Origin of the sequence: Streptococcus porci DSM 23759 (assembly GCF_000423765.1) — a bacterium.
GTDB lineage: Bacteria > Bacillota > Bacilli > Lactobacillales > Streptococcaceae > Streptococcus > Streptococcus porci.
This window is the reverse complement of the sequence record NZ_KE384089.1, coordinates 141,313-154,618: the sequence shown is the minus strand read 5'-3', so window position 1 is coordinate 154,618 and position 13,306 is coordinate 141,313. Positions and strand designations below refer to the sequence as shown.

The following is a 13,306-nucleotide window of genomic DNA, read 5'->3' as shown; positions in this document are numbered from 1 at the left end:
CAGAGGATTTAATCGTATTCTTTCTTTTTGTCCTATAAAAATTGCTGGATCCATTGACCTCCGTAAATCCACAGATAACCGTAAGCTATCGTCGAAAAAGGTTTACAGAGGAGGATAATCCGAATAAATTTATAATAAGACATGTGAGATAAGCCTGTTACCATAACCATGATGTCTGCCGGTGCAACGGGCGAAATCATATTGAAGATAAAAAATCGTTCAAAGTTTTTGGAACTGAGATGCCTCTCGTACTTCTGCAAATGTTTTTCATCCACAAACAAGAGAATAAAGGCTCGGCCGTATTCCTTAACCAACCAGAAGAGGATTAAAGATCCTATGCAAAGACTGATGTAGTTTAAGACAAAGCCCCAAACAGGTCCAAAGGCCATAAATCCTACAACTGTTGTGATTCCCCCTGGAATGATAGGAATGACCACCTGAACAATTTGAACGATGAAAAAAACAATAGAGCCAATCAACATATGATTTTTGATAAGCTCGGCTAAGGCATCTGGCTCTTTAAAAATATTCAAGCCTCGAATCAGATAAGCAATCAGAAAAATAGAGATAAAGATAGAAACCGCACCAACTATTTTGATAATTTTCTGATACATCTGATAGCGCTTAGGGTCAATTTTTCTATTCATAACGTAAGGCCTCAATAGGGTCTAGTTTACTTGCTTTATTGGCTGGTAAGAGTCCAAAGATAATACCGATAACTGCTGAAAAGGCGATCGCTACTCCTGCTACGTCTAATGAAACGGTAGCGTTTGGCATATTGAGAGCATTTCCGACCACATTAACTAGCCCGAATGCTAGTCCAAGACCGATTAAACCTCCTAAAACTGTCAATACTACTGCTTCAATCAAGAACTGAGTCAAGATTTTCTGACGAGTAGCACCTAGCGCCTTACGCAGACCGATTTCTCGAGTACGTTCAGTGACAGATACCAGCATGATATTCATGACACCGATTCCGCCAACCAAAAGTGAGATACCTGCAATGGCACCTATTACTGTAGTTATTGTACCATAAATGGTATTTAATTGCTCAGTTAAAGCTGCCATGTCAGCCATAACATACTTGCCCTCAGTCACTCCTGAACGTTTTGTCAAAAGCTGCGCAGCTTTTTTTCCAGCCACTTCAGCCAGGCCAGCATCCTCCAAGTGCATATAAATTGAGCCTACTTCATCAACACCAAATTCTGAGGCAACCTGAGTGTTGGTCATGATGGCAGATCCCGTCAAGCCAAGTATGGAGATGGTTTCTGTCGCAGATTTGTAGACACCAACAACCAGATAGTCTTTATTTCCCAAACTGACAACCTTGTTAAGGGCTTGATGATAATTCCCTTTCCCGAAAAGCTCGTCAGATAAGACACTATCCAGCATAATGATGCGCGAAAAATTCTGGTAGTCGTTATCTCTAAAGATACGACCAGCTAAGATATCGTATTTTTTGGCAGAGAAATAAGCAGAGCTAACACCCGTAAGGGTTACATTTTCCATGGTTTTCTTACCAAAGCTGATGGGTGAGCTAGACATATTGGTCACATAATAACCATCAATCCCTTGAACCTGAGTGGCAATTTCTGCCAACCAATCAGGCTTGATGGAAACGTTGGAGATAGAGGAGCCTCCGTAAAGTGCCGCATAGGGATCGTCCTCAGCATCAGCTGCTTGATAATAAAGTTGTACTTCCTTCTTATCACCGGCAACACTATCAGTTACGCTTGTGCGCATCGCATTTCCCAGTCCCATAATCAAAACAACTGAAGACACCCCAATAATGATACCTAACATGGTCAAAAAAGATCGCATCTTGTGACTGAGGACAGAACTAATCGCAAATTTCCAATTTTCCATAAGTCCTCCTAATCAATTCTGACACTATCTGTGGTGTCAGCAGTAATCTCACCGTCACGAATGACAATTTTCCGTGTGGCGTAATCAGCTATTTCAGGTTCGTGAGTAACCATGATAATGGTCTTGCCTTCTTTATTAAGTTGAGTCAATAGCTCCATGATTTGCTTACCAGTCTTAGTATCAAGGGCACCTGTTGGCTCATCTGCAAGGATAATTGATGGACTGTTGACCAAGGCTCTTGCAATCGCCACGCGCTGCTTTTGCCCACCAGAAAGCTCTGAAGGCAGATGTTTGCGACGTTCAGCTAGTTCCACCTTTTCGAGAAAGGTCCGCGCTAACTCACGGCGCTTGCTGACGCCAACGCCTGCATAAATCAATGGTAACTCGACATTTTCCTGAGCAGTCAATTTAGCCAGAAGAAAGAACTGCTGAAAAACAAAGCCAATCTCATCATTTCTGACCTGAGCTAACTTTTTTTCACCGAGTTCTTCAACTGCTGTGCCTGATAAATGATAAGAACCAGATGTCGGACGATCCAAAAGGCCAATGATGTTCATCAGGGTTGACTTCCCAGAACCTGAAGGTCCCATAATAGCGACAAATTCCCCCTCATAGACCGTCAAATCAATTCCTTTTAACACCTGCAACTCCTCATCACCATTACGGTAAGATTTGGTTATGCCTGACAAGGACATCAATTCTTTTTCATTATTTGTCACGGGACGTCACCTCTGTTTCCTTAAATGGCTCGGTGTCTTCTAATTTTTGATTGGCTTTGAGCGAATCATCTGGATTAACAATAAGGGTCTGACCTGCAGTTAAGCCTGCTGAAATTTCTTGTGAAACAGCATCAGCATCTCCAGTTGTCACTTCCACCTTAGAGACCTTGTTCTTGTCATCAAGAACCCATACATAGGATTTATCCCCGTCGGTCACTAGAGCCGTCAATGGTACCAGAAGACTCTTTTGCTCATTGACCACTTCAACTGAGACAGAGAAACCTTGCTTGAGTTCCCCTAGGTCACTCGTAATTTCAGCCTTATAAGCGTAACTAGCACCAGTACCTGACGTGGCTCCCGTTCCTACCCCTGAAACGCTTTGTCCTGTATTTTGTGCTGGGTAGTTTGAAATGTAAGTGATTTTTCCAGTCCACTCCTTGTCAGGGTATACTTTAGATTTGATTTTGATGGCTTGACCAACCTTGATATTGGCTAGGTCATATTCAGTCAAATGACCTTCAACTTGTAGCTTTCCTTCGCTGGTTACATGAACCAAGACCTGACTCTCTCTGGCTGATGGGTCAATATTGTCATTGATTTCAACAACAGTTCCTTCCACATCACTAAGGAAAATGGTTTCGTTAAGCGCTGCCTGTGCCTTAGCTACCTGAGCCTCGGCAGAAGCATAGGATTCATACAAGGTCTGCAACTGATTTTGATATTCAGCGTTAGCTTGATCTGTAGGATTAACAGTGATTTCTTGTCCAGTTTTTTCATCAAGACTTGTGCTTGCTTGCGGAACACCGTAGGTTGTCAACTGGTTGATATCACGACCAACTTTGTTGAGGGCGCGAACAGCTTCATCATAGGTAGCTTGCGCAGTCGTCGTATCATATTGAACCAACTGCTGACCGGCTGTTACCTTATCACCTACTTTAACCGTCACTGTTGCACTTGAGCCTTTTGTAGCATCGAAATAGACATACTGTTCGGCCTTAGCCTTCACCGTTCCGGACAAAAGTGTTGAGGAAGCCAAGGTTCCTTCCGCCACTGTTGAGGTCTGATAAACCACCTCTTTTGTTTGCTGTCCTAATCCTGTCGATGCCATATACGCATAACCACCAGCCGTCAAAATAACTAAACCAGCTACACCACCGATGATGGTCTTTTTGTTCCAGAATCTTTTTTTATCTCTTCTTCCTGCCATGGTTTTTCCTTTTTATGTATTTATTGTGTAGTACAATGATACCTTTTCAACAATTTCTTGTCAAGTACTTACCTGTAACTAGTATAGGATTTTTCAGAAAAGCTGCGCTTACAATTTTGTAAGGTCATAGCAAGCTAAAAGGAGTGAGCCGAGACTCACTCCTGTAACATCTTATCCAAAAAAAGCTAAAAGTGCGCCTGCTGCGATAGCAGAGCCTATAACACCAGCAACATTTGGTCCCATGGCGTGCATTAGTAAGAAATTAGATGGATCTTCTTCCTGACCCACTTTTTGCACCACACGCGCAGCCATTGGTACTGCTGAGACACCCGCTGCACCAATCATCGGATTGATTTTCTTACCAGACAAGCGGTACATGACTTTACCGAGTAGTACGCCACCGGCTGTACCGATAGAGAAAGCCAAAAGTCCTAAAGCAATTATTTTAAGAGTGGTTAAAGACAAGAAAAGCTCTGCATTTGCCTTAGCACCAACAGTCAAACCAAGGATAATGGTAATGCAGTACATGAGGGTATTTTGCAGATTTTCCGTAATTTTAGGAACAATCTTAATCTCACGCACTAAATTGCCCAGCATGAGGCATCCAACCAAAGTGGTGGCACTTGGAACCATAAGGCTAACAAAAATAGTCACCACGATTGGGAAAATAATTTTCTCAGTCTGAGAAACAGGGCGTGCCTGAACCATCTTGGTCTTACGCTCTTCCTGAGTTGTCAGAGCACGAATGATTGGCGGCTGAATAATTGGTACTAAAGCCATGTAAGAATAAGCCGCAAGAGCAATGGTCGCCAGTAAATCAGGTGCTAAACGGGTCGTAACATAGATAGCCGTAGGACCATCAGCACCGCCAATGATTCCCACCGAAGCTGCTTCTTGAGGAGTCATTCCAAGGACGATAGCTAGGAAAAAGGCCGCAAAGATGCCAAGCTGAGCCGCTCCTCCAAGAAGAATAGTCTTAGGGTTAGCAATGAGAGGACCAAAGTCTGTTGAAGCACCCAGACATAAGAAGATAAGCGGTGGATAGATACCCAAATTAGTTCCTTGGTAGAGATAATACAGAAGACCACCTGGATTGCCGTTTTCTGGATGAGCCATCAATCCTCCCAGAGGCAAATTAACGAGCAAAATTCCAAAAGCAATAGGCACCATGAGATAGGGCTCATACTCTTTCTTAATCCCAAGATAAAGAAAGACCAATGCCAAAGCAATCATGACTAGGTGTTGCCAGGTCAGATTAGCAAATCCAGATGTCTCAATCATCTGATTGATCACTTCTAACATAGGCGCCTCCTAGAATGCCAAGAGCGCTTGGTCTGACTCAACCGCTTGATTTGGACTGACGAAAACCTGTGAAACCGTCGCATCAGCTGGTGCAAGAATTTCATTTTCCATCTTCATAGCTTCAAGAATGGCAACTACATCACCTCTCTTAACTGCCTGACCTGCCTGAACTTTGATGGCTAAAACCGTTCCAGCCATAGGTGCCTTAAGGACATCCCCCGTTGTAAGTTGAGGAGCTGTCGTTACCGGTGGGGCTGGAATAGGACTTGTTGTCGTCACAGATTCACCCTCAGCCAATTCACGCAAGGTCACTTCATAGACCTGACCATTTACTGTTACTTCGTATTTCATTAAACATTCCTTTCTACTTTAACGTTTCACAACATCTGCTACTTCAAAGCGTTTACCACTTTCTTTTTTAGAAGCAAAAGCCAGCGCTGTTAAAACTGCCACCTTAGCAAACTCGTCTTTTTCTACCAAGGCAAGACCTTTTAAGCTAGGTGCCGCTACTTCAGGTGTCTGAGTTTGTGATGGGGACTCTTTAACAACTGGTTTATCTTTGCTCAAGATTTTCCCCGTTAATTGCATCATCCACATGATTCCAGTCAGGCAAACAAAAACCAGACCCATAGACACAACGGTCACCTGCAATATATCAATTAGTGAGTAAGTCATTTTCCCTCCTTAAATCACATAGCCCGTCACACGGACAACCTCATCCTTAAGAGCATATTTTTTAGTCAAAAACTCTTTAGCCACATTTGGAAAAAGGGCAAAACTGAGCACATCTTCGTCAGATTTTGCTAAATCGCCAATTTCCGCACGAAGTTTGTCCAATTCTGGTTCCAAACGGTCTGCTGGCCTCCCCGTGTAAACCTTTGTCTCTCCGATAATGGATTTGGCAAACTCTCTATCAACTGGAACGGGTGACTTGCCGTATTCGCCAGCTAAGTATTGCTTGACTTCCTTAGAGACCATCTTATAGCGTTCACCCAAAATAATATTCATCGCCGCCTGGGTACCAACAATCTGGCTCATTGGGGTAACTAGAGGTGGATAGCCCATGTCTTTTCTGACTTTTGGAACTTCCGCTAAAACTTGGTCAAGTTTATTTTCAGCACCAGCTTGTTTCAGTTGCGACAGCATATTTGACAACATACCGCCTGGAACCTGATAAATCAGTGTGCGTGGATCAGAAAAGAGTAGGCTTGGGCTCATAGTCCCATCATCAAGATACTTTTGCCGAACCTTTCGCATATAAGTCGCAATCTCCTCCATCACCTTTTCATCTAAGCTCACATCATAGCCCTCATCTTTCAGGGCTAGATAGAGAGATTCCGTCGCAGGCTGCGAAGTTCCGCCTGAAAACGGTGATAGAGCTGTGTCAATCCTATCTACTCCTGATTCAATCGCCGCATGATAGGTCATCTCAGAGATTCCGCTAGTTGCATGAGTATGCAAAATAATAGGTAAAGCTGTCACTGATTTCATGCCAGAAATTAAATCCCTAGCGTCTTTGGGTGTCAGCACTCCAGCCATATCTTTGATACAGATTGAGTCTGCCCCCATGGCTACCATCTCCTTAGTCAGCTCAATATAGTAATCAACCGTATGAACTGGGCTGGTCGTATAGGAAATGCAGAGTTGAGCTTCTTTTCCAGTCTTTTTGACTGCATCCAGCGCGCATTGTAGATTTCGGGTGTCATTAAGTGCATCGAAAATCCGAAAAACATCGATTCCATTTTTGGCTGAGAGTTCGACAAATTTATTTACCACATCGTCTGAATAATGGCGGTAGCCCAACAAGTTTTGCCCTCGGAGTAGCATTTGTAGCTTTGTCTTGGGTAAGTTTTTCTTGAGCGTGCGCAATCTTTCCCAAGGATCCTCACTCAGAAAACGCAGACAGGCGTCAAAAGTCGCGCCACCCCAGCATTCCAGAGAATAGTAGCCTACCTGATCCAAAAGGGGCAGAACTGGCAGCATATCCTCTATCGACAAACGCGTCGCCATCAAACTCTGATGAGCGTCACGCAATAAGGTTTCTGTAATTGCAACTGATTGCATAGAAACTCCTTTCCACTTTTGATATATTAAAACGATATTCACGCTTACATTATAGCACAAAAATGTAAACGCTTTACATTTTTTTTAGAAAAAAAGAACTGAATTTTTCAGTTCTTAAATCTCAGACATAACATCTATGCTTTATTTGCTGAAGCTATGCTAAGAGGTTCAAACAAAAGAAACCCTGACCTAGCGAGCCCTAGCGCAACTTCTACTGTAGTGAAAAATACACAAATCAACTGTTTATGCGGTACGGAAGTTTTGAGATTTGGACTCAAGAATCAGCCATATAATTCTGTCAAGAAGTTGCTAGCGTCCGACCACACCTAAGGAAGTGGCAAAAATGGTGTTTGTCTAAAACAGCATAGAAATCAAAGTCAAAATAGCCAAGCCACCTTGTTTAAGAATAATCCCCTTATCGCTTGTGATGGCACCATAAGCTGCTACTAAGACAATATAGCACATCAGTAGCGCTAGCCATTGCTCGCTTGGGAAGATGAAAAGTGCTACTAAAATCAAAACAGCAATCAGGGCGTTGTAAACACCTTGATTTTTAAAAAGAGTATTGACAGATGGGCGCGCTAGTTCTTCTTCCGTCATTTTAAAAACTCGAGAAGTTGATGCTGAACTTGTTGCAATAGTCTCAAGGTAGAAGATGTAGAAAAATTCAATAGCTACTAAAGTTCCTAGAATGGTTGTAAAAAGTGACATAAGTTCCTCCTAATTATCATAAATGTAAAAAGATTTGCGATTAAGCTATATCGTTTAAAATGTTGGCAACTGCTTTGCCGAGAGCACGTGCTGATTGGAGATTTTGACCTGTTAAAAGGCGACCTTCCTGACGGACAACTGGTGCGAACGGTTCTCCAAGGTCAACGTTTGCCCCTTTTTCAAAAAAATCATCTTAAAGACCTGTAAAAACTGGTACCGTCCCAGCATTTTGCGTGACTTCATAGGCTAAGTAATCAATACGCTGACGAAGTTCTTCTTTTGTTTCAGTCATCTTAACGCTTCATTTAGTCGTGTGCGATTGTTTAATATTTTAAGATTTATCGTCTTAATTGTCAAGAAAAATGATTTATGCTATAATTTTTTATCGCAAGCGATTAAAAATAGGATAAAGGAACCACGATGTCTCACTACGATTTTTCCCAGCAGCTTTGCCATTCTTTCTACCAGGTCAATAAACTCTTTAATCAGTTTTACCTCAAAAACCTCAAAGAATTTGACCTGACCTACACCCAATATCTCGTTCTGCTAGTGCTTTGGGAAAAGGCTCCGCTGACCCTGAAAGAGTTAGGGAAAGAGCTTGATTTGGCTAGTAACACTCTGACTCCTCTCCTCAAACGATTAGAGGATAAGGGATATATCCAGCGCCTGACACCCAAACAAGATAAGCGCCAGCTTTTTCTCTGCGTCACAGAAAAAGGCATGGCCTTACAGGAACAGTTAGAAGCAAAACTTCTGACCTGTTTTCGCCAAATTGAAGGTCTAACCAAGGAAAAATCTCAGCATTATATCCAGCAAAATCAAGAACTGATTCATCGTTTACAAGATTATCTTAACCAATAATCCCTTAGAGCACACAAATAGGCTGAGACATGAGTCCCAGCCTTTTAACATGATTGCAGATAGGCATTTGGGTGCAGTGGTGATTGGAAAATCCTATTCCTTGCTACACAATGGATAACAACCTTCCTAATCAACTGTGCGGAGGCTGGACAACAAAATCGGGAAATCGGCAAAAATGCCGATTTCCCGATTTTTGTCCAGCTCTCTTTTAAAGTTTCAAATGTTTTAATGACCACTAGTTCCAGTAACTTCTTCAACACTTGGAGGGACTACTTCGCTCGTTTCTGGTTGCGATGGGGCAATAGTGGTTTCTGATGGTGCTGATGTCGTTTCGACGTTGGGGATTGTGTTTGTATTTGTCGAGCTATTCGAGTTAGCCTCCGATTGTGGACTTCTGTTTGGTGTACTTGGTGTCTCTATTTCTGAGAAGACCTCTTGAGGCTCTACTGGCTCGACAACTTCTGTCACTGTGCTTTGGTACAGACTTTCTGGTTCATAGTCTGAAAGAGCACTCTTAATCTTGTCGATACGGGCTTGTAAGCCTTCTTTCACTTTTTTCTCAAGCACCTTATTAACAGCTTCTTGGGCAGAAGAGACATTTTCTTGTGACGGATGATTTTCTACGTTTTTTACCGCTTTTTCAGCCTTAGCCTGAAGCTTTTCGTTCTCGGCTTTTTTAGCTAGTTCAGCTTTGACAGCCTTGATACGGTTTTGAAGTTTTTCTCTGCTATCCTTGTCTGTTATGGCATCAACAGCCTCTTGAGCCTTTGCGATATTTTCTTCTTTTTTGTCAGCTTCAAGCTGTTTGACTGCTTCCTCAGCTTTACTCAGAAGTTTGTCTTGTGACATCTGTGTCACTTTTTTCTCAATGGCAACGCGCTGTGAATCAAGCTGTACTTGTCGGTAACGAAAGAGCGCTAAAATCGCTAGGATTAAAGCTAGGATACCTACAATCGCAAAAATGTGTTTCTTCTTCTCTCTGTCCACATCATATCTCCAAAACAGTTATGGTGATATTATTTTACCATTTAAGCATTTTTATGACAAATAATTCGCTAAATGCCTAGTTTATTCTCCTAAGATACTCGCTATTTTGGTATTAATCAGGTCAATGGCTACCACATTTGAAACGCCCTCTGGAATGACAATATCTGCATAGCGCTTGGTTGGTTCGATAAATTGATGGTACATGGGTTTAACAACAGTGGTGTACTGCTCAATAATACTATCTAAGCTACGCCCACGTTCTTCCATGTCCCGTTTGATACGGCGGATAATACGGATATCATCATCCGTGTCAACGAATAATTTAATATCCATCAAATCGCGCAGCCTTTTATCCTCAAGAACCAAAATCCCTTCCACGATAAAAACGTCCTGAGGCTCCTGGCGATAAGTCTTGGCGCTACGAGTGTGCTGAGTATAATCGTAAATAGGAATGTCCACTGGACGACCAGCAATTAACTCACTCAAATGCTCAATCATCAAATCCGTATCAAAGGCCAAAGGGTGGTCATAATTAGTCGTCACACGCTCCTCAAAGGTAAGATGACTCTGATCCTTGTAGTAAGAATCGTGCTCAATCATAGCAATCTTTTCATCTGGAAAATTCGATAAAATAGCACGCGAGACACTCGTTTTTCCCCCGCCTGAACCACCAGTAACACCAATAATAATAGGTTTTTTACGCATAAAATGTCTAAGCCCTCACGAATAAAGGGCCTGTTCAGTTAAAAAAAACTGAACAACTCTCCTCCTTACAAAAATGTTCTTCGTCATATTTTATCATAAATCATGCTATAATGGGAAAGAAGAATTTTAAAAGGACATCTTTATGCATTACAATTTTCCAACTATTTGGCAAGAAAAATTAGAAACCCTTGGTTTTACCGAGCTAACCCCCATTCAAAAAGAGATTTTTGAGCCCATTTTTTCTGGGGAAAATCTGCTGGGCATAAGCCCTACGGGGACTGGCAAAACTCTTGCCTACCTCTTACCAGCACTTCTCAAGCTGAAGCCAAAAAAATCACAACAACTACTTATCCTAGCACCAAATACTGAATTAGCTGGACAAATCTTCGACGTCACTAAAGAATGGGCTGAACCAATCGGCTTAACTGCGCAGCTTTTTCTCTCAGGGTCAAGTCAAAAACGCCAAATCGAACGCCTGAAAAAAGGACCTGAAATCCTAATCGGAACCCCTGGCCGTGTCTTTGAACTGGTTAAACTGAAAAAAATCAAAATGATGGCTGTTGACACCATCATCTTAGACGAATTCGATGAACTTTTGGGTGATTCCCAATATCATTTTGTCAAAAATATTATCAGCTATGTGCCACGTAATCACCAGATGATTTACATGTCAGCAACTAGCAAGGTTGAGGCTTGGGCTTTAGCTGAAAAGACAAAAATTGTTGACTTATCTGATCAAAAATTAGATACCATCAGTCATTACTACATTCAAGTAGATAAACGCGACCGTCTGGAAATGCTTCGCAAGTTTTCCAATATCCCTGATTTTCGTGGTCTTGTATTTTTCAACAACCTGTCAGACCTTGGTGCTGCCGAAGAACGCCTGCAATTTGCGGGAAGCTCTGCCCTTTCACTTGCCAGTGACGTCAACGTTAAATTCCGCAAGGTTATCTTGGAGAAATTCAAAAATCACGATATTTCACTTCTTCTAGGGACTGACTTGGTGGCGCGTGGCATTGACATTGAAAATCTTGAAGTAGTCATCAACTTTGATGTAGCACGTGACAAAGAAGTCTATACCCACCGCTCTGGTCGTACGGGTCGTATGGGGAAATCAGGTAGCGTGATTACCTTTGTCACTCACCCGGAAGACCTGAAAAAATTGAAAAAGTTTGCCAAGGTCTCTGAAGTTATCCTGAAAAATCAACAATTAAAAGTCAAATGAGCTGGTAACCAGCTCATTTTTTAGGACCACTCACTCTTTCAACCAGACGATCTTTTCGCAGTTCAATTCAAAATAATTCCCGCAACAATTGGGCTGACAATCACATAGCAAATCCCGGTCACCCCAATTGCGAGACCAGACATGGCAGCCGCAACCTGACCATATTTCATAGCAGCCCCAGTTCCAATTGCATGTCCCGTACCTCCCAAGGCAAGACCAATGACAACAGGATCTTCAATCTTTAGCCATTTTAGGACAAGCGGTCCCAATACACTAGTCAGAATCCCTGTAGCCACTACTACGACTAGAGTAATGGTTGTAATACCTGCCATCTTACCTGTAATACCAACAGCCATAGCTGTCGTAACTGATTTTGGAAACAGAGAAATTGCCAAAAAATAGTCCATACCAAAAAACTTGGCTACCAACGCAGTATAAATTGTATTAACAACTGTAGCAATGAAAATTCCCAACAGAATACTCCTATAATGGTGTTTCATTAAGTGAAATGTTTTATATAGGGGAATCCCCAAGGCTACCGTTGAGGGGACAATCAAAGTATTAAGGTAAGAGCCGCCTACATAGTAGTCATCATAGGAGATACCTGTCAGTAATAAAAAAGCTATGACAAATAGCGTCGCTAACAACAAGGGCGTCGTTAGCGGATGTGGGAAACGTCTAAAAATCAAGACCCCCAAAAAATAGGCACTAATACTGACAGTCAAACCAAACATAGGGTTTGAAAAAATTTCAGTCATGGTAAACCTCCTCATAGTTACCCTCAAAATGATTTTTGATCCATCGCACTACAAAGACAATGACAGTAATATTGAGGACTAAAGCTCCTACAATAATCAAAAGAATTGGTAAAATGTTAGGAGCTACCAAATTATAGCGCTCCATAATTCCAACAGCTGCTGGTAAAAATAAAATAGTCATATTAGCTAATAAAAACTGCCCCACACGGTCAACATGCCTCAGACGAATGAGCTTAAATTGCAGAGCTAAAAAGAGTAACACTAAACCAATAATAGACCCTGGAACTGGCAACTTAAAAATGGTACTGATTGTTTCACCCGCAAGAGCAAAAAGTAGAATTATCATTAACTGAACATAGTATTTCACACCATTACCTCTTTCACTAAGCTACCTCTAGTTTACTCCTATTGAAATATTTTTCAAGTCATTTCATAGGTATTTTCAAACATCCTTACAGAAGAAACGATTTTCAATCATACGATAGATATATCCAGAGTCCCTGTTTTCTTCCTTTTCGCTAAAAATCACAGCTGTCTGCCACTTTATCTGTCACCTATAGAAAAAATAACACCCCAAAAGTTCGATTTTTTCTGTCTAACTTTTGGGGTAGGGATCAAATCAGAAGTTCTTTTTGATTAAAATTCCATTTTTAATAATGTTAATTGGTGTTCTTTAACCTTAATAGTTACAAAAAAATCCGTACTTTGTACTTCAGGTCTTCGAAAACCAATTCGATAGCTACCATCTTCAACCTTGGAATAGTCAAATGATTCTACCTTTTGTCGTAAATTAACCACTAGTTGCTTTTATTTAGCTGATATTTCTTCCACATCTAAGTCTTCTTCAGAGCCCAAGTCTTTGGTATTTAAAAATTCAACTTCAATTACAGCTAGCTCTTTT

The 13,306-nt window shown here is 41.6% G+C and carries 15 protein-coding genes and 1 pseudogene; 2 read left to right on the top strand and 14 right to left on the bottom strand.

The annotated features are described in order from the left end of the window. Positions 1-32 precede the first annotated feature (32 nt). The 10 genes and pseudogenes from G576_RS0110430 to G576_RS13965 all read right to left on the bottom strand — a co-directional run. Positions 33-647 (bottom strand): TVP38/TMEM64 family protein, encoded by a 615-nt coding sequence (locus G576_RS0110430; protein ID WP_027974554.1) that lies wholly within the window; start codon positions 645-647, stop codon positions 33-35. Next, positions 640-1,866, bottom strand: a complete 1,227-nt coding sequence (locus tag G576_RS0110425) for an ABC transporter permease (protein ID WP_027974553.1) — start codon at positions 1,864-1,866, stop codon at positions 640-642. Before G576_RS0110425 ends, G576_RS0110430 begins: the two co-directional genes overlap by 8 nt. Before the next feature lie 8 nt (positions 1,867-1,874). Then, positions 1,875-2,561 (bottom strand): ABC transporter ATP-binding protein, encoded by a 687-nt coding sequence (locus G576_RS0110420; RefSeq protein ID WP_156875148.1) that lies wholly within the window; start codon positions 2,559-2,561, stop codon positions 1,875-1,877. Positions 2,562-2,574: 13 nt separating this feature from the next. Then, positions 2,575-3,792: an efflux RND transporter periplasmic adaptor subunit gene (locus G576_RS0110415; RefSeq protein WP_027974551.1), complete on the bottom strand. Its 1,218-nt coding sequence runs from the start codon at positions 3,790-3,792 to the stop codon at positions 2,575-2,577. A gap of 171 nt (positions 3,793-3,963) precedes the next feature. Then, complete coding sequence (locus G576_RS0110410) at positions 3,964-5,094, bottom strand: sodium ion-translocating decarboxylase subunit beta (RefSeq protein ID WP_027974550.1); 1,131 nt, start codon at positions 5,092-5,094, stop codon at positions 3,964-3,966. Between the two features lie 9 nt (positions 5,095-5,103). Continuing rightward, entirely contained in the window at positions 5,104-5,445 is a 342-nt protein-coding gene (locus G576_RS0110405; RefSeq protein WP_027974549.1) for a biotin/lipoyl-containing protein, read from the bottom strand. 18 nt (positions 5,446-5,463) lie between these two features. After that, positions 5,464-5,769: an OadG family protein gene (locus G576_RS0110400; protein WP_027974548.1), complete on the bottom strand. Its 306-nt coding sequence runs from the start codon at positions 5,767-5,769 to the stop codon at positions 5,464-5,466. Positions 5,770-5,778: 9 nt separating this feature from the next. Further along, on the bottom strand, positions 5,779-7,158 hold the full coding sequence (locus G576_RS0110395; RefSeq protein ID WP_027974547.1) for an oxaloacetate decarboxylase subunit alpha: 1,380 nt from the start codon (positions 7,156-7,158) through the stop codon (positions 5,779-5,781). Between the two features lie 354 nt (positions 7,159-7,512). Beyond that, complete coding sequence (locus G576_RS0110390; protein ID WP_027974546.1) at positions 7,513-7,869, bottom strand: DUF1304 domain-containing protein; 357 nt, start codon at positions 7,867-7,869, stop codon at positions 7,513-7,515. 196 nt (positions 7,870-8,065) lie between these two features. Next, positions 8,066-8,161, bottom strand: a pseudogene (locus G576_RS13965) (peptide-methionine (R)-S-oxide reductase MsrB); the annotation flags it as partial. A gap of 128 nt (positions 8,162-8,289) precedes the next feature. Here G576_RS13965 and G576_RS0110380 point away from each other — a divergent pair. Beyond that, entirely contained in the window at positions 8,290-8,730 is a 441-nt protein-coding gene (locus tag G576_RS0110380) for a MarR family winged helix-turn-helix transcriptional regulator (RefSeq protein WP_027974545.1), read from the top strand. A gap of 225 nt (positions 8,731-8,955) precedes the next feature. Here G576_RS0110380 and G576_RS0110375 read toward each other — a convergent pair whose 3' ends face one another. Together G576_RS0110375 and udk are read right to left on the bottom strand one after the other, a co-directional pair. After that, positions 8,956-9,717, bottom strand: coding sequence for a GA-like domain-containing protein (locus G576_RS0110375; RefSeq protein ID WP_027974544.1), 762 nt, complete (start codon positions 9,715-9,717; stop codon positions 8,956-8,958). An 81-nt stretch (positions 9,718-9,798) separates the two neighbouring features. Further along, positions 9,799-10,422, bottom strand: a complete 624-nt coding sequence (udk, locus tag G576_RS0110370; RefSeq protein ID WP_027974543.1) for a uridine kinase — start codon at positions 10,420-10,422, stop codon at positions 9,799-9,801. Between the two features lie 142 nt (positions 10,423-10,564). Here udk and G576_RS0110365 point away from each other — a divergent pair, with 142 nt between their 5' ends. Further along, a complete protein-coding gene (locus tag G576_RS0110365; protein WP_027974542.1) occupies positions 10,565-11,647 on the top strand; it encodes a DEAD/DEAH box helicase in 1,083 nt (360 codons plus the stop codon). 62 nt (positions 11,648-11,709) lie between these two features. Here G576_RS0110365 and G576_RS0110360 read toward each other — a convergent pair whose 3' ends face one another. Both G576_RS0110360 and G576_RS0110355 read right to left on the bottom strand, forming a co-directional pair. Further along, positions 11,710-12,405 (bottom strand): LrgB family protein, encoded by a 696-nt coding sequence (locus G576_RS0110360; RefSeq protein ID WP_027974541.1) that lies wholly within the window; start codon positions 12,403-12,405, stop codon positions 11,710-11,712. After that, positions 12,398-12,772: a CidA/LrgA family protein gene (locus tag G576_RS0110355; RefSeq protein ID WP_027974540.1), complete on the bottom strand. Its 375-nt coding sequence runs from the start codon at positions 12,770-12,772 to the stop codon at positions 12,398-12,400. Before G576_RS0110355 ends, G576_RS0110360 begins: the two co-directional genes overlap by 8 nt. Positions 12,773-13,306: the final 534 nt, after the last annotated feature.

Coding starts and splice junctions, on each gene's coding strand:
- G576_RS0110380 (WP_027974545.1), top strand. CDS start 8,290: ATGTCTCACTACGATTTTTCCCAGCAGCTTTGCCATTCTTTCTACCAG.
- G576_RS0110395 (WP_027974547.1), bottom strand. CDS start 7,158: ATGCAATCAGTTGCAATTACAGAAACCTTATTGCGTGACGCTCATCAG.
- udk (WP_027974543.1), bottom strand. CDS start 10,422: ATGCGTAAAAAACCTATTATTATTGGTGTTACTGGTGGTTCAGGCGGG.
- G576_RS0110390 (WP_027974546.1), bottom strand. CDS start 7,869: ATGTCACTTTTTACAACCATTCTAGGAACTTTAGTAGCTATTGAATTT.
- G576_RS0110430 (WP_027974554.1), bottom strand. CDS start 647: ATGAATAGAAAAATTGACCCTAAGCGCTATCAGATGTATCAGAAAATT.
- G576_RS0110415 (WP_027974551.1), bottom strand. CDS start 3,792: ATGGCAGGAAGAAGAGATAAAAAAAGATTCTGGAACAAAAAGACCATC.
- G576_RS0110360 (WP_027974541.1), bottom strand. CDS start 12,405: ATGACTGAAATTTTTTCAAACCCTATGTTTGGTTTGACTGTCAGTATT.
- G576_RS0110405 (WP_027974549.1), bottom strand. CDS start 5,445: ATGAAATACGAAGTAACAGTAAATGGTCAGGTCTATGAAGTGACCTTG.
- G576_RS0110410 (WP_027974550.1), bottom strand. CDS start 5,094: ATGTTAGAAGTGATCAATCAGATGATTGAGACATCTGGATTTGCTAAT.
- G576_RS0110365 (WP_027974542.1), top strand. CDS start 10,565: ATGCATTACAATTTTCCAACTATTTGGCAAGAAAAATTAGAAACCCTT.
- G576_RS0110400 (WP_027974548.1), bottom strand. CDS start 5,769: ATGACTTACTCACTAATTGATATATTGCAGGTGACCGTTGTGTCTATG.
- G576_RS0110420 (WP_156875148.1), bottom strand. CDS start 2,561: ATGTCCTTGTCAGGCATAACCAAATCTTACCGTAATGGTGATGAGGAG.
- G576_RS0110425 (WP_027974553.1), bottom strand. CDS start 1,866: ATGGAAAATTGGAAATTTGCGATTAGTTCTGTCCTCAGTCACAAGATG.